The organism is Pseudemcibacter aquimaris (assembly GCF_028869115.1).
GTDB lineage: Bacteria > Pseudomonadota > Alphaproteobacteria > Sphingomonadales > Emcibacteraceae > Pseudemcibacter > Pseudemcibacter aquimaris.
The window spans coordinates 100,764-117,285 of sequence record NZ_CP079800.1; the positions used below are offsets into that span (position 1 = coordinate 100,764).

16 protein-coding genes are annotated in these 16,522 nt (G+C 41.5%); 13 read left to right on the forward strand and 3 right to left on the reverse strand.

Features of this window, described 5'->3' with window-relative positions; translation table 11 throughout:
- Nucleotides 1–45: 45 nt before the first annotated feature.
- From hutC to KW060_RS00490, 5 genes are all read left to right on the forward strand, one after another.
- Entirely contained in the window at nt 46–765 is a 720-nt protein-coding gene (gene hutC / locus KW060_RS00470) for a histidine utilization repressor (protein WP_249036510.1), read from the forward strand.
- 71 nt (nt 766–836) lie between these two features.
- Entirely contained in the window at nt 837–2,498 is a 1,662-nt protein-coding gene (gene hutU, locus KW060_RS00475) for a urocanate hydratase (protein WP_249036511.1), read from the forward strand.
- 4 nt (nt 2,499–2,502) lie between these two features.
- Nucleotides 2,503–4,032: a histidine ammonia-lyase gene (gene hutH, locus KW060_RS00480; protein WP_249036512.1), complete on the forward strand. Its 1,530-nt coding sequence runs from the start codon at nt 2,503–2,505 to the stop codon at nt 4,030–4,032.
- Entirely contained in the window at nt 4,032–4,802 is a 771-nt protein-coding gene (gene hutG, locus KW060_RS00485; RefSeq protein ID WP_249036513.1) for an N-formylglutamate deformylase, read from the forward strand. The genes hutH and hutG overlap by 1 nt, the downstream gene beginning before the upstream one ends.
- 1 nt (nt 4,803) lies before the next feature.
- Nucleotides 4,804–5,184, forward strand: a complete 381-nt coding sequence (locus tag KW060_RS00490; protein ID WP_249036514.1) for a hypothetical protein — start codon at nt 4,804–4,806, stop codon at nt 5,182–5,184.
- A 26-nt stretch (nt 5,185–5,210) separates the two neighbouring features.
- Here KW060_RS00490 and KW060_RS00495 read toward each other — a convergent pair whose 3' ends face one another.
- Nucleotides 5,211–6,749, reverse strand: coding sequence for a sensor histidine kinase (locus tag KW060_RS00495; RefSeq protein WP_249036515.1), 1,539 nt, complete (start codon nt 6,747–6,749; stop codon nt 5,211–5,213).
- A gap of 211 nt (nt 6,750–6,960) precedes the next feature.
- On the opposite strand from KW060_RS00495, the gene KW060_RS00500 reads away from it, so the two are divergent.
- Both KW060_RS00500 and hemN read left to right on the forward strand, forming a co-directional pair.
- Complete coding sequence (locus KW060_RS00500; protein ID WP_249036516.1) at nt 6,961–7,203, forward strand: Lrp/AsnC ligand binding domain-containing protein; 243 nt, start codon at nt 6,961–6,963, stop codon at nt 7,201–7,203.
- Between the two features lie 87 nt (nt 7,204–7,290).
- Nucleotides 7,291–8,655, forward strand: a complete 1,365-nt coding sequence (gene hemN / locus KW060_RS00505) for an oxygen-independent coproporphyrinogen III oxidase (RefSeq protein ID WP_249036517.1) — start codon at nt 7,291–7,293, stop codon at nt 8,653–8,655.
- Here the strand turns inward: hemN and KW060_RS00510 are convergent, their stop codons facing one another.
- Nucleotides 8,656–9,099, reverse strand: coding sequence for a MarR family winged helix-turn-helix transcriptional regulator (locus tag KW060_RS00510; protein ID WP_249036518.1), 444 nt, complete (start codon nt 9,097–9,099; stop codon nt 8,656–8,658).
- A gap of 107 nt (nt 9,100–9,206) precedes the next feature.
- On the opposite strand from KW060_RS00510, the gene KW060_RS00515 reads away from it, so the two are divergent.
- The 6 genes from KW060_RS00515 to KW060_RS00540 all read left to right on the forward strand — a co-directional run bounded on the left by KW060_RS00515 (nt 9,207) and on the right by KW060_RS00540 (nt 15,322).
- On the forward strand, nt 9,207–10,190 hold the full coding sequence (locus KW060_RS00515; RefSeq protein WP_249036519.1) for a fumarylacetoacetate hydrolase family protein: 984 nt from the start codon (nt 9,207–9,209) through the stop codon (nt 10,188–10,190).
- 97 nt (nt 10,191–10,287) lie between these two features.
- The gene (locus KW060_RS00520) at nt 10,288–11,367 is read left to right on the forward strand and encodes a sensor histidine kinase (protein WP_249036520.1); all 1,080 of its coding nucleotides are present in this window, start codon (nt 10,288–10,290) and stop codon (nt 11,365–11,367) included.
- Complete coding sequence (locus KW060_RS00525) at nt 11,364–12,101, forward strand: LytR/AlgR family response regulator transcription factor (protein WP_249036521.1); 738 nt, start codon at nt 11,364–11,366, stop codon at nt 12,099–12,101. The genes KW060_RS00520 and KW060_RS00525 overlap by 4 nt, the downstream gene beginning before the upstream one ends.
- Nucleotides 12,102–12,213: 112 nt before the next feature.
- The gene (locus KW060_RS00530; protein ID WP_249036522.1) at nt 12,214–12,681 is read left to right on the forward strand and encodes a (2Fe-2S)-binding protein; all 468 of its coding nucleotides are present in this window, start codon (nt 12,214–12,216) and stop codon (nt 12,679–12,681) included.
- Entirely contained in the window at nt 12,678–14,891 is a 2,214-nt protein-coding gene (locus tag KW060_RS00535) for a xanthine dehydrogenase family protein molybdopterin-binding subunit (protein ID WP_249036523.1), read from the forward strand. Before KW060_RS00530 ends, KW060_RS00535 begins: the two co-directional genes overlap by 4 nt.
- Before the next feature lie 14 nt (nt 14,892–14,905).
- Entirely contained in the window at nt 14,906–15,322 is a 417-nt protein-coding gene (locus tag KW060_RS00540; protein WP_249036524.1) for a hypothetical protein, read from the forward strand.
- On the opposite strand, the gene KW060_RS00545 is transcribed toward KW060_RS00540, so the two are convergent.
- Nucleotides 15,319–16,443 (reverse strand): M14 family metallopeptidase, encoded by a 1,125-nt coding sequence (locus tag KW060_RS00545; RefSeq protein WP_249036525.1) that lies wholly within the window; start codon nt 16,441–16,443, stop codon nt 15,319–15,321. The two genes, KW060_RS00540 and KW060_RS00545, sit on opposite strands and share 4 nt — an antisense overlap.
- Nucleotides 16,444–16,522 lie beyond the last annotated feature (79 nt).

The following is a 16,522-nucleotide window of genomic DNA, read 5'->3' on the forward strand; positions in this document are numbered from 1 at the left end:
GCTGTATATACAAGTGCATAATTTATCGGTTCATAGGAGACCATAATGACCACAGACGTAAAGTCAGAACCATTATACCTGAAAATCAAGAACCACATTCTTGACCGTATTGATAGCGGCGAATGGGGTGCTTCCATGCGAGTGCCCTCTGAAAATGAATTGGTGAAGGAATTCTCCGTTTCACGCATGACGACGAATCGTGCATTACGTGAGCTTACCGATGAAGGATATTTGATCCGTGTAGCGGGCGTGGGGACATTTGTTGCGGAACTTAGGGCCAAAAGCAATCCGTTGGAAATTCATAACATCGCCGATGAAATCCGTGCCCGACATCATGAACATTCCGCAGACGTGCTAAAGGTCGAAGTCATTAAAGCCAATGAGAAAATCGCCACCATTATGAATATTGAGGTCGGTGATCAATTAACCCACACACAAATTGTACATAAAGAACAAGGTATTCCTATTCAGCTCGAAGACCGCCTTGTGAATGAGAGGATCGTACCGGGTTACGGCGAACAGGATTACACCGAACAAACACCATATGAATACTTAATTAAAAAAGCCCCACTGCAAAAAGTGGAACATATTGTGAAGGCCATTATTCCGACCCAGGGCATAAAAGAATTGCTTGATATGTCGGATGATGATGCATGTTTACTTGTGGAAAGACGCACCTGGACAAAGGGCCAAGTGGCGTCAACAGCGAAACTTTACCACCCCGGCTCACGGTATGAGCTATCAGGGTTATTTAAACCGGAATAATTTTTAATTTTATAAAGAATCGGACATGGAATTAGTCTGAAATTTTAACTTGTATATACAGGATGAAAAAAATGAGTAAAAACACACGAATTATCAAGGCGCCAACTGGCACAGAATTAAATGCAAAACACTGGGCCGCGGAAGCGCCACTGCGCATGATGATGAATAACCTTGATCCGGATGTTGCAGAACGTCCGGAAGATCTGGTTGTTTATGGCGGTATCGGAAAAGCAGCCAGAAACTGGGAATGTTTTGATAAGATTGTGGAAAGTCTTAAAAACTTAGAAGAAAATGAAACATTACTCGTTCAATCCGGCAAGCCGGTTGGTGTTTTTAGAACCCACGAAGATGCGCCGCGCGTATTAATCGCCAATTCAAACCTTGTGCCACATTGGGCCAATTGGGATCATTTCAATGAATTGGATCAAAAGGGTTTGATGATGTATGGCCAGATGACCGCCGGCAGCTGGATCTACATCGGCAGCCAAGGGATCGTGCAGGGCACATACGAAACATTCGTTGAAATGGGCCGTCAGCATTTTGATGGCAATTTAAAAGGAAAATGGATTTTAACAGGCGGCCTTGGCGGTATGGGTGGCGCACAACCGCTTGCTGCGACCATGGCCGGTGCATCGATGCTTGCCATCGAATGCCGCAGTGACCGAATTGATTTCAGACTACGTACAAGATATCTGGATAAACGCGCTGAAACACTGGACGAAGCCATGGCGATGATTAATGATGCCACCAGTAAGGGTGAGGCGGTATCAGTCGGCCTGCTTGGTAATGCAGCGGAAATCATCCCTGAAATGATCAAGCGAGGCATTAAGCCGGATGCGGTAACCGATCAAACATCGGCCCATGACCCGGTAAATGGATATCTTCCAATAGGATGGACCGTTGATGAATGGGAAAGCAAAATTGAAAGCGCACCCAAGGAAGTGGAATTAGAGGCCAAAAAAGCAATGGCCGTTCACGTGGAAGCCATGCTTGAATATCATAAAATGGGCATTCCAACCTTTGATTACGGTAATAACATTCGCCAAGTGGCCTTTGATGAGGGCGTTGAAAATGCGTTTGATTTCCCTGGATTTGTACCCGCATATGTAAGACCGCTATTCTGCCGCGGTATCGGGCCGTTCCGCTGGGCGGCGCTTAGCGGTGACCCGGAAGATATCTATAAAACCGATCAAAAGGTAAAAGAGCTTATCCCTGATAATCCGCATCTACATAACTGGCTTGATATGGCCCGTGACCGTATTCAGTTCCAAGGGTTACCGGCGCGTATTTGCTGGGTTGGTCTTGGTGAACGTCATAAGTTAGGTCTCGCGTTTAATGAAATGGTGAAAAACGGTGAATTAAAAGCACCAGTTGTCATCGGCCGAGATCATTTGGATAGCGGATCGGTTGCCAGCCCGAACCGTGAAACCGAAAGCATGATGGACGGTTCAGATGCCGTTTCTGATTGGCCTTTGCTGAATGCGCTTCTTAATACGGCAAGTGGTGCAACGTGGGTATCGCTTCACCATGGTGGCGGTGTTGGTATGGGCTTCTCACAACATAGTGGCGTGGTGATTATGTGTGACGGAACGGATAAAGCCGCTGAGCGTATTGGCCGTGTGCTTTGGAATGATCCGGCAACGGGTGTGATGCGCCACGCTGATGCGGGTTATGAAATTGCCAAAGATTGTGCCCGCGAAAAGGGCTTAAACCTACCGATGATGGAGGGATAATCAGATGAGTTTTCAAATCAATCCGGGTCAGATGACGCTGAAAGAATTACGTGGTCTTTACCGTAATGAAGCAAACCTTTCCTTAAATGATGACGCATGGGATGTGGTTAGAGCTTCCCGTAAGGTGGTTGATGATATCACCGATCAGGGTAAAACCGTTTACGGCATTAACACCGGGTTTGGACTTCTTGCACAGACATCAATTGCTGATGATGAGCTGGAGCTGCTTCAAACTAATTTAGTGTTATCCCACAGTACAGGTGTGGGAAGGCCGTTAACCGATGATGTAGTACGCCTGATTTACGCGCTTAAAATTTCAAGTCTCGCGCAAGGATATTCAGGCATTCGTGCATCGACCATTGAAACGTTTTTAAAATTTGTCAATGCGGGAATCATTGCGGAAATCCCACGAAAGGGTTCGGTTGGTGCGTCCGGTGATTTATCACCGCTTGCCCATATGACAGCCGCGATTATGGGTGAAGGGTTCGTTAGATTAAAAGGCGAACGCATGAGCGCGAAAGAGGGACTAGAAAAATGTGGACTTAAGCCATTATCCCTTAGTTCAAAAGAGGGGCTGGCCTTTTTAAACGGGACACAGGTTTCAACCGCCCTTGCGTTAAAAGGACTATTTCAAGCCGAAGATGTGTTTGCATCCGCCGTTGTAGCAGGGTCAATGAGCATCGATGCCTTAATGGGCAGCGTTGCGCCATTTGATGAACGCATCCATATTGCCCGCGGCCAACCGGGGCAGATCACGGTTTCTAAAAAATATCTTTCATTACTTAAGAACAGTGAAATTAATCTTGCCCATCATGACTGCGAAAAGGTGCAGGACCCATATTCATTAAGGTGCCAACCGCAAGTCATGGGTGCGGCTCTTGATATTATTAATAATGCAGCGAATACTTTATTGATCGAGGCCAACGCGGTAACAGATAACCCGCTTATTTTCACCGATAATGGGGACGTGATTTCTGGCGGTAATTTCCATGCGGAACCGGTTGCCTTTGCAGCGGATATTCTGGCGATGGCAATTTGTGAAATCGCCAGCATTTCAGAACGCAGGCTTTCCATTCTTGTTGATCCGAAAATGAGCGACTTACCCGCATTCCTCGTGAAAAACAGTGGGGTTAATTCCGGTTTTATGATCGCACAAGTTTCGGCGGCGGCGCTTGTTTCTGAAAATAAAACCATGTCCCACCCATCCAGTGTCGATAGCATCCCCACCAGCGCAAATCAGGAAGACCACGTTAGCATGGCCACCTATGGCGCGCGTAGATTAACCGATCTTGCCTTTAACAGTGCGACGGTGATTGGTGTTGAATTGATGGCGGCGGCGCAAGGCGTTGATTTCAGGGCGCCACATAAAACATCACCGATACTTCAAAAAGTACATAAAAAAATCCGCGATAAAGTACCGCATTATACGGTGGATCGCTTTTTTGCGCCGGACATGGATCAGGCCACAAATATGGTGCTTGGTGGTGATTTCTCGGATCATATTATGGATATCTTGCCGTCAGGAAATATGTAATGGAAGCATTTCATTATAAAAAGGGCGAAAGTCCACTGATCGTAAGTATGCCGCATATTGGTCTTGAAATTCCAGATGATATCAAGGCCCATATGACGGATGCGGGAAAAGAAATGGTTGATACCGATTGGAATATTGACCGTCTTTATGATTTTTTGTGGGCAATGGATGTCACCATTATCGGCGCGAAGTATAGCCGTTATGTGGTTGATCTTAACCGTGGTACGGATGGGGTTAGCCTATACCCCGGGCAAACGGTAACGACCCTTTGCCCAACACATACGTTTAATGGTGATCCGCTTTATCAGGATGGTTATGAGATCGATGAAGCAGACAGGATTAATAAATACTGGCTTCCTTATCATGAAATGCTTGCAAAGGAATTGCGCCGATTAAAAGAAAAACACGGTTACGTTCGTCTTTGGGATGCCCATTCCATCAAAAGCCACGTTCCGGAACTGTTTGATGGTCGATTACCGGATTTAAACCTTGGAACAGGCAATGGCATATCGGCGGATCATGCCCTTGTGGAAAAGTTAGAAAATATTGTGCGCACGTCTGATTATAGCAGTGTGCTCAACGGCCGTTTCAAGGGCGGCTATATCACCCGCCATTACGGGGATCCCAAAAATCAAATCCATGCCGTACAGCTGGAAATTTCCCAGATCACTTATATGAATGAATTGAGTAATGAATTTGATCAGGATAAAGTAGAAAAATTACGAAATATATTAAAAGCGTTGATTAAAATAATGTCGGGAAGCCCTTAAAATGATAATGATCGAAATTGACCGTGATAGCGTGCATCCAGCGGATGATATGGATGATCATGGTGTTTCGGTTGAACTATCCGGCAATTCGGATGTATCTGAATTATTGCAAATCGCACAAGATGCATGCCCGTTACCGAAAATTTCCGGAGGAAAAGCAACGTGGATTATTTATGCAGGGGACAATGACCTTCACTGCTTAGGTGTTTTGGCGCAACAATGGTCAGTTCCTCATTTTCTGATTTCTGCAAATGAAAAAATTAACACCATTTTTACTGATCAACCCGCTAAATTGATGTTTCGTTATTGGTGTCAGTCAAACCCTGATGACGTGTTGAAAGCCCTTAAAAACAAGACCGATCTGCCGAGCAAATATGGGTAATCTTTAGTGCTTCTATGATAATACTGTCAATCAATTGGGAATTCTAACTTAACAGTTGTACCAACATCCTTTTCTGAATGAATGGTCATTTTGCCACCAAGCAAGTCCATAAATTTAATAACCAATGGCAATCCTAAACCTGTACCTTGAAAACTTCTGGAATAGCCGGATTGTACTTGTCCGAATTCTTCTAGTGCCACTTTAAGTTCGTCCTCGCTCATGCCTATTCCTGTATCTGAAATTATTATACATGAATGGCCGTTTATACATTCATTTTTGATAGAGATACTTCCACCGGAAGGCGTAAACTTTATTGCATTTGAAAGGATATTTCGAACAATCTGGCGAAGTAATTTTTGATCCGTGATGAGGTTCATCTCTTGTAATTCGGTCTCTATTAATACACCGCTTTGGTCTGACATAACAGACATGGTTGCAATACAGTTTTCTAAAACTTCAATTACATCAACATCTTCTTCCAGGATTTCAATTTGGCCTGCTTCAATTTTTGAAATATCAAGAATATCATTGATAATACCCAACAAATGTTGGCCGCTTTCATTAATGTAACCAAGATATTCATTTTTGTTTTTGGCTAAAGTGGGGTTTTTATCTTTTGTCATTAATAAGTCGCTAAAGCCAATAATTGCATTTAAAGGAGTGCGAATTTCATGACTCATGTTTGCTAAGAAACTTGATTTAGTTTGATTAGCATTTTCTAATGCAGAAAATAATTTTGATACATTGAGATAGAAATATATAAGTGCGGCTATCGTTAGTAAAATGACAATGGTTAAGGGCAAAAGAATATTTTGTATCAGGTCTGACCCTGGTCTTTTTGGTTCCCAAATAATAGAAAGCTGGTCATCATCGGCAAAAAGTAAAGGAGAGAGGTTTTCATCTATTGATAAAAAATTCTCCATTGCATCTTCATCAGAATTTATTTGAAGTCCTTCTAAGTCAAAATTAGTACCATAGCTATCAAGACGGGCTTGGGTGATTTCGTACACATACACAAGTACAGGCCGTCTTTCAGGGCTTATCGTTGTTTGATCAGTATTTTGCGAGCGTTGAACAAGGCTAGCGCCAAATAAAAAGAGGCGTTTATTTTTTTGAATAATCCCTGAAAAAATTAAAGGATTGTAATAATCACTAACCTCTAAGGTTTTTAGATAATCTTCTAATCCTGTATCTAATAAAAGGTCGGCGCTTGGTGCATGATCAATTGAATATTCATATAACACTTGATTTTCTACGCCGTATAAAAATGCGGTATCGATATCATCAATTGTTTTTCCTGTTTCCCCAATACTATTATGTACCCATTCGGGATCATATGCGACGAACATTTTGGTATAAGCATCGTCCCACCATGCGGAATCTGCTGCTAAAATAGCCAAATTAGATTTAATTTGATTAATGTGAATCTGTAAAACGCGTTCGTTGTTATTTAAGGAGATAAGGTCGACATTTTTTATCTGCGAATTTAGAAATATGAAAAAACTCCCAAAAGATAATATTATGATAGCAACTATCGGCAACATTATCTGTTGAAGGTTCTTCATTTACTTCCTTTATATTAACTATTGCGAAATTACATTTCTAGGTGATGTATAAGGTATCGGTTAAAATAAAAATATCAAGTATATCGTTATGATTTTTATACGAATAATTGGTTTTGTTCGAACAATTATTAAATTGTATTGTCAAACAATGATTGAATAAAAATACAAAGTTTTTTATGATGCGCTATCAATTGGAAATGGAATTAAAGTCATGCAAAATATCTTCGTACAAATTAAATGTGAACTCGGTAAAGTCTATGATGTAGCGGAAGCGCTTGTTGATAATATCGAGGAAACAGAAGATCTATACTCCATTTCCGGCGCTTTTGACCTGATGATCAAATTTCACCTTGAAGATGACATTGATATTGGCCGTTTTATCAATGAAAAAGTGCAAACTGTTCCAGGTATTCAGGATACCTTTACGATTATGACTTTCAAAGCATTTAAGTAATTTAATAAAAATCCCGCTTTTCTGACATAGATCAATTATTTTAAAAAGCCTTTCTCCTATAAAGTCAGCATGACTCAGGAGAAAACAGTGCTTAAAAACAAGGTAAATACTGCGGCGCGTCCAAAACGCCTGCCCAGGTATACGAGTTATCCAACCGCGCTTGAATTTGGCCCGATGGATGGCAGCAAAAATGATGAATGGTTTAAATCGCTTCCGATTTGTGAGCCGGTCAGCCTATATTTCCATATTCCTTATTGTGATAAATTATGCTGGTTCTGTGGTTGTTTCACGACAATCAGCAATAAATATGAACCGGTACAAAAATTCCTTGAAGTACTGAAAAATGAAATAAAACAAACGGCAAAGAAAACGGGCCGTTTAAAAGTAAGCCATATTCATTTTGGCGGTGGATCGCCGTCCATACTTGAACCGGATGATTTCTTATCACTGATTGATGTTCTTAAAGAATGTTATGACATCAGTGACGCAAAAGAATTCGCGGTGGAAATCGACCCGCGTACGGTTGACCAGGAAAAAATCAAGGCATACGCATCAGCGGGTGTAAACCGTGCCAGCCTTGGTATTCAGGATTTCAATATCAAAACACAGGAAGCCATTAATCGCATCCAAAGCGAGGAACTAATCGAAGAAGTGATGGGTTACCTACGTGATAGTGGTATTGAACGTATTAATTTTGATTTGATTTATGGCTTGCCTTATCAAACCATTGAAACAATCACTGAAACAGTGGCGAAGACGCTTGCCTTTAAACCGAGCCGGATTGCGTTATTTGGATATGCGCATGTGCCGCATATGAAAAAACATCAACAGCTTGTTGGTAAACACAGCCTTCCGGAACAGAAACATCGACAAGCCCAATTTGAATGGGCCAGCAAAATGTTAAAAGAAAGCGGATATCGTTCAATTGGCCTTGATCATTTTGCATTGCCGGATGATCAATTATTTGTTTCATATGATAATGGAAAATTGAAACGTAATTTCCAAGGATATACGGATGATGCAGCGGATAGCTTGATTGGTTTTGGACCTTCTGCTATAAGCAGCCTACCTGATGGGTATTCGCAGAATATTCCATCAATCAAAGAGTATGTCGAAAAAGTAACAGGGGGGGCTTCACCAGTGGTGAGAGGGCTTGCAATTGATGGTCACGATAAAATGTTCCGTGACGTTATTTCCACATTAATGTGTTATTTCGAAGTTGATCCAGTCAAAGTCGCGATGGAACATGGCATTCATTATAACTTTGATAAAGAAATTGATGATCTGTCGAAGCTGGTTGATGCGGATTATATGGTTCGTGACGGCAATTCATTTAGAATTACCGAAAGCGGCAAGCCATTCCTTCGTGCAATTGCGACGATCTTTGACCAATATTTTGATCAAAATTCATCGGATATTATTGACCGCTGTATTCACGAAAGCGAAGGGTAATTATTTTTCCCTGATATAGCCTGTCAACTTGGTAAGGATATTGGTTAATTGTTCCTGTTCGTTTTTGCTTAGGGATTGAAGTATTTCATTTTCATATTTTAATACCATTGGCACAATCGCTTTATAGGTTTCTTGTCCTTTTTCAGATAGGGCAAGTTCGGAACGTCTTTTATCGTCATCTGAAAAACAACGGGTGACTAGACCGTTTTTAATCATGTTATTGATGGCGCGACTTACGGCCACCTTATCCATTGCGGTTTTTTCAGCAACCAATCCTGCCGAAACACCACTGGATACACCGAGAACAGCCATCACACGCCATTCCGTATGGGCAATGCCGAATTTTTCGGTGTAAAGTTTTGCAAGATCACTACTGATTAAATTGGTAAGATAGGAAAGTTTATACGGTAAAAATTCTTCCAGAAGCAGTGTGTTTTTTGTCATTTTGATTTCTTTTTTATAATTTACTTGCAATTAGTTTCATTTGTAACTATTATATATTCATCAATTCAATAGGTCAATATTATATAATTTGTAAGAAAGAGCAAACCATGAAACTGGCATCATTAAAACAGGGTAGAGACGGCAAGCTGGTCGTCGTATCAAAAGATCTTTCAAAATATGTGGGTGCGGGTGATATTGCCCCGACCATGCAAGCCGCACTGGATGATTGGGAAAACACTGAACCAAAGTTGGTCGCGCTTTATGATGCGCTGCAAAATGGTGATGTCGAAGGCAGTGATTTTAACCCGTGTGAATGTGATGCGCCGCTGCCGCGTTCTTATCATTGGGTTGATGGCAGTGCTTATGTAACCCATGTTGAATTGGTGCGTAAGGCACGTGGTGCAGAATTACCACCAAGTTTTTGGGAAGATCCACTTGTTTATATGGGGGCATCTGATGCTTTTATTGGTCCATGTGACGATATTGAGGCCGGATCGGAAGAATGGGGCATCGATCTTGAAGCCGAAGTCGCGGTAATTACCGACGACGTGCCAGCAGGCACAAAGGGTGAAGACGCCAAAAAACATATTAAGCTTGTCTCAATTTTAAATGATGTATCATTGCGTAATTTGATCCCGGCGGAACTTGGGAAACAATTTGGTTTTTATCAATCAAAACCATGGACGGCATTTGCGCCTGTGTTTGCGACACCTGATGAATTGGGTGATGCATGGGACGGTGCAAAAGTACATTTGCCATTACATGCAATTTTAAACGGTGAAAAAATCGGTTCACCAAATGCCGGTATTGATATGACATTTGATTTCGCGGAACTGATTGAACATTGTGCAAAATCACGCTCGCTTGTGGCGGGTACTGTAATTGGTTCCGGTACCGTATCGAATAAAGGTTCTCATGATGGATCATGCTGTCTTGCAGAAGTGCGTTGTCTAGAAACCATTGCTGACGGAAAACCGACAACACCGTTTATGAGCTTTGGTGACCGTGTTGAAATCGATATGTTTGATGCGGATGGAAACACAATTTTTGGCCGCATTGACCAAAAAGTGGTGCCATTTAACGAAGCATAATAAAAAAATATATAGTGATTATGATTAAGGCTCGTTACTATAGCGGGCCTTATTTATTTTTAGCTATGATTAATATTTTAGAATTGAAACAGCATCTATGAACCATAAAGCATTAAAATATTTAGATCCACATAAGGGATATTTTTATGCAATCCAAATTGTGCTTTGGGTTTTATATGGTTTGATATTCCGCCTTATATGGGTTGGTTATGATCAATATACCCCGCCTGAGCCAGCATGGTACATTGTCTATAATACCGGTGGCTTTATCTGTAGTTCATTTCTGGCGCTAATATTATGGAAATGTAAGGATAAAGAATTTTATTCCCAATGTATCATTGCCCTTTTTTGTGCAATGATTGTCGCGGTAATTTGGCGATATACATTCAATTATATTGATATCCATATTTTACTTGGTAAACAGCCAAAGGAAATTGACTTTTTCAAATATATTATTGGGGGAATGTCATCATTCATACAGCTCTTGGCGTGGAGCATCGGGTATCTGTTAATCCTGTTTTATATTAAATACGAAGATCAACAGGCGCGCGCAGCGAAGGCAGAATTGCAGGCAAAAGAAGCGATCATCAAACAACTTCATCAACAAATTAGCCCGCATTTTCTTTTTAATGTCTTGAATAGCGTTGATACCATGCTGATGAAAGAGGATGTCGGTGAGGCCAGATCAATGGTCGCGAAATTAAGTGAATATTTAAGACAGTCTTTAAAAAATAAAAATGAATATAGCACCACCTTAAAAGAAGAAATAAGCAGCGCCGCCAAATATCTTGAAATTGAAAAGGTGCGTTTTAAAGATAAATTGGATATTCGGTTTTCAAATGAACAAGATACCAATGATTTTCTGGTTCCAAGATTGATACTGCAGCCGCTTTTGGAAAATGCCATTAAGCATTCCATTAATTACAATATTCATGGGGGCATGATTGAAATCGGTAGCCGTCTTAATCAGAACACACTTGTCATTTATGTAAAAAATACCGCGAGAGATCATGAAAATGGTCAGGACGTGAAAAATGAAAAACATGGTATCGGGCTTGATAATACAAAAGCACGTATTGCCGTCTTTTATGGGGAAAAAGCCCACGTGGATATTGTTAGTAATGCTGAAGAATTTAAAGTGACTATAACCATTCCGATGGACAGTTTTGATCAATGATAAGAACATTAATAATTGATGATGAAATTCTTGCCAGAGAAAACATAATTTTACGCCTTGAAAAAGAGGATGGTTTTGAAATTGTCGGTCAGGCCGACAACGGCAATGATGCAGTATTACTGGTGGACCGATTAAAACCGGATTTAATTTTCCTTGATATAAATATGCCGGGAATGAACGGCTTAGATGCTGCGAAAGAATTATCAGAATATGCGGATGTCATGATTATTTTTGTGACCGCATATGATGATCACGCAGTTGAAGCTTTTCAGGTAGATGCGCTTGATTATCTGTTAAAACCGATCAATGACGAACTTTTTAAAGAAACCATTGAACGTGTGAAAAACAGATCGGTTCAAATAAGCAGTGCAAAAAATAATAAACCGTCTAAATCAATATCATATCTCAAAAGATTAGGGATCAGAGACAAGAATAATATCTATATGATTGATGTTGAAAAAATTGAAACGGTTGAAGTCGCAGGTGATTATCTTTGTATCACGGCGGGTGGGGATACCTATATTCACAGACAACCATTATCATCGCTGTTGGATATGCTAAATCCGGATAAATTCATCAGACTTCACCGGTCCCATGCCGTCAATGAAAATTATCTGGAATCATTCGTCGATAAGGACGGATATCATGTTCAGATGAAGAACGGAAAACAGCTTCCCGTCAGTCGCAGATATCAAAAACAGGTCAAAGATTTTCTAATTGAAAAACTGAATTGACCGCTTGGCGTCCCGTAATGACCGTTTAGCGCAAAGCTGCCCACACTTACTGTACATTGTTATGTGATCATATTACCAAATGAATGTTTGATAATTTTATCTGGAGCATTCAATGGTCAGCTTAAAAATAAACGGTAAAAATCATGACTTTAATGGCGATGAAGAAATGCCGTTATTGTGGTATCTGCGTGAAGAAATAAATCTGTCTGGCGCCAAATTTGGTTGCGGAATTGGTTCGTGCGGTGCCTGCACGGTCAATATCGACGGCCAAGCGGTTAGATCATGCATCATTTCCGTAAAGGACGCAGAAGACGCAAATATCACGACCATTGAAGGGCTTGAAAAAGAAAATAACCTGCATCCGGTTCAGCGTGCGTGGATTGATGAAGATGTTGCCCAGTGTGGATATTGTCAATCAGGACAAATCATGGCGACGGTGGCTTTTTTAAATGATCATCCAAATCCAACAGACCAAGACATAAACGAAAATATTTCAAATCTTTGCAGGTGTGCGACTTATTCACGCATCAGAAAAGCCATTCATAAATCCGCAGAATATATGGCGGAGGAAAAATCATGAATAACGGCGCACAAACAACATCAAGACGTAATTTCTTAAAATCATCTTTTGCCATGGGGGCGCTTGTTCTTAGTTGCCCATTAAAAACCTTGGCAGATGTAACAGGCAATATCCTTCCGGATATTGTTGAGGGCGATCTGGGTATTTTTTTGAAAATCTCATCAGCAAATATAATTACCATCGGATCGCCCATTCCTGATATGGGGCAGGGGGTAAGCACTGCCGTTCCTATGCTGCTCGCGGATGAGCTTGACGCAGATTGGGATCAAGTCAAAATTGAAAAATTAAAGCCTTACTTAACAATGATAAAGGGGCGGGTTGAAGAAAAAAATATCAGACAAAACGCCGGCGGTAGTCAGGGTATCAGAGAAGTATGGCTCGCCATGCGAGAGGCGGGTGCGATCGCCAGAAAACAATTATTAATGGCTGCATCCAAAAAAATGAATGTGGGATTGGATGAGCTTTACACAGAAAAAAGCCATGTCATTCATAAAACAGATGGTCGCAAGATAGCATATGGTGATTTGATTGAAGAAGCCGCAAAAATTGATATTGGTGATGAAATTCCGCCTTTAAAAACCGCAGATCAATTTCACATTATCGGTCAGGAAATTAAAAATGAAATTTCCCCTGATATCGTAAGGGGTGTGCCCACTTTTGGCATAGATATGAAAATCGATAACATGCGTTATGCGATGATCAAAAGAAGCCCCTATTCAGAAGGAAGCGTTCAGGATTTTAATAGAGCCGAGATCGAAAATATGCCTGGCATTGATCATGTCACCGTATTTAACCGCATCCCCGAAGATCACACTAAAGCCCGTATCATGTCTGCTGGTGTGGCCATCATCGGCGACAGTTTCTGGAATGTTAAAAAAGCATATGATGCAGTGGACGTCGTGTGGAACAAAGGACCCAATGCCCACAAAAGCAATGAATGGCTGGATGAACAATTTGATATTTTAGAAAAACAGGGCGGTCATGAGGTTCTATATGAATCAGGCGATGTTGATCAAGCCTTCAGCGATGCCGATCAAATTTTTGAAGCAACCTATGAAAACCCATATTGGGCGCATGTGTGTATGGAACCGCACGGCTGTATCGCGGATATCCGTGATGATGGTGCCGACATCATTGTATCCCATCAAACAACAGCGCGTGTGGCGAGAATTACACATGAATTAACGGACATCGATCTTAAAAACATCAATGTTAAAATGGCAAGAATGGGTACAGGCCTTGGCCGAAAATCACATCGTGATTTTGTTTATGAAGCGGTCCTTTTATCCAAAGAAATTAATAAACCAGTTAAGGTTTACTGGACCCGTGAAGATGAAATTGAACAGGATTACTTTAACCCGAAAGCACGACATATATTAAAAGCAGGCCTTGACCAGAATGGCAACATCAGTGGTATGACATATACGCTTCTTTGCGCCAATAATAACACCATCGCGTCAGAAGCTTTTCCGGCACATGCCATAGAAAATTTTAGAGCAAGCTTTGCTGTGGCAGAAGGATTGCAAACAGGCCCGTGGCGTGGCCCCATGGAAAATTTGGCTGGATTTACCAATCAATCATTCCTTGATGAAATTGCGGTTACAACGGGGCAAGACCCATTTGAATTTAAAAGAAACCTTTTATCCGGTAAAGGGCAGGCCCAATATGACACATGGGATAACTTGCCGGTTAATCATGACCGGTTATTAGGTGTACTGGAACTTGCCGCCGAAAAAGCAAATTGGCAAGTGAATGCCAAAAAAGCAAGCGGGTATGGCCGTGGCATTGCCTGTCACTTTACTTTCGGCGGGTATGCAGCATGGGTTGTTGATGTCAAAATTGATCCTGATGGCACATTACATATTTTAAAAGCAGTTGGCGCCATTGATTGCGGCATTGCTGTTAATAAGCTTGGGGTTAAAGCGCAAATGGAAGGGGGCGCACTTGATGGTTTCAGTGCCGCCTTAAACCAAAGTGTTGATTTTAAGGACGGCATGGCTGTTTCCAACAATTATGATCAGTATCAAATGGCACGGATCGGTGAATTGGAACCGGAAATAGAGGTGCATTTCGTTGAAAATGATCATCACCCAACAGGCGCGGGCGAAATCGGATTACCGCCTGCGATACCGGCGCTATTAAATGCGATTTATGACGCAAGCGGTATTCGCATACGCAAACTTCCAATTGCGGATCAGCTTAAAAAATAATTAGGGGAACTTTAATGAGCGTAAATCAAGCATTACAAAATAAAATTCAAATATCGCTTTTTTTAATGCGGGTGAGCATTTTTCTCGTCATGTTTGTCTGGACTGTGGATAAGTTTACCGACACAAATATGGCAATCCAGATTTATGAAGCTTTTTATTTCATAGGCGGCGTCAGCACAGAAATTATGCTGGCACTTGGTGCGATCGAAATGGTTTTAATTTTGGCCTTTGTGGCAGGTCTATGGAAAAATATTACTTATTCGGCCGTGCTGGTTTTACACGGCATTAGCACCCTGTCTTCATGGAAGCAATATATAAACATGGAACTGCTTTTTTATGCGGCATGGCCGATGTTTGCAGGATGCATCATGCTTTATCTGCTTCGTGATCTGGACACAAAGTTTATTTTAAAATTGCCTGAAAAAAATTAAAGGCGCTCAAGCACTGCGTATAACGCATCAAGCGAACTATGCCCTAATTTAATACTGCGTTCAGGGGACCATCCGGTTTCCTGATTTGGGCTGTCGACTGTGTCTTTAAATGGCATTTCCAGTGTCATGGCAACTGCGTCATAACGGTCAGCGATATGATTGGTGCTCATTCCTAAATTAGCGGTGCCTGGTGCGCTTTTGGTATATCCCTTTTCATTTTGGAAATCAGGATTTACGCGTTCCAGTTCGCGGCCAAACATATAGGCCGTATCAAGATTATATTGATTAAGGTTTGGAACCCCTTCGAAACAAGCAATGAAATTATAAGGAAGCGCTTCATCACCGTGGCAATCCAATGAAAAATCAAGCCCCTTTTCATCCATCTTATTCCTAAGGTGGAATACTTCCGGGCTGACATCAGGATCAGGATCGGCCCAATCGCGGTTCAGATTCTGACCTTTTGCATTGGTTCTTAAATGACCACGAATGCTGCCATCTGGGTTAGCATTCGGCATTACATAAAACACACATTGATTAAGCAGTTCTCTTGAAAGCGCGTCATCATCATCAAGTAAGCGGTTCAAAATTCCCTCAACCATCCATTCGGCCATGCTTTCACCTGGATGCTGGCGGGCGAAAATCCATATTTTTTTCTTTTCATCACGTTCTTCGCCGATGGTCAGTAAATCAAGATCCCGTCCGTCACATGTTTCGCCGATTACATCCAGCTTCACACGTGGATGCGTTGCTGCCGTTGAAACCAGTTCCTGATGACGGTCATAACTATAGGGTGCAAAATATGCATAATAAACGCTATCTGTTTCCGGAACGTGTTGGATGGTTAATGTGCCGTCTTTGTAAACGGTGCTCACTCTAAACCATGTTTCATGGTCATATGATGCACATGCCTGATAATCTTCCCAGCCACCCGGATATGCTGCGCCTTCCGCATTTTCGATGTTCAGTGCGCATAGCTGCCCTTTGGCACCCGTAAGGCGGAAATGAAACCATTGATAAAAATCAGAATTGTTATCTTTATTAATTGAAAGGCGGATATTGGCAGGGTTGCTTGCATCAATTACATTGATATTGCCGCTGTCGAAATTGCTGCTGATTTTCATGATGGTCTCTCATTTGTTGTTCTTGATTGTATTTATAATCTTAATTCTTTGAAACGTAAACGTGACATTTTGAAAATCT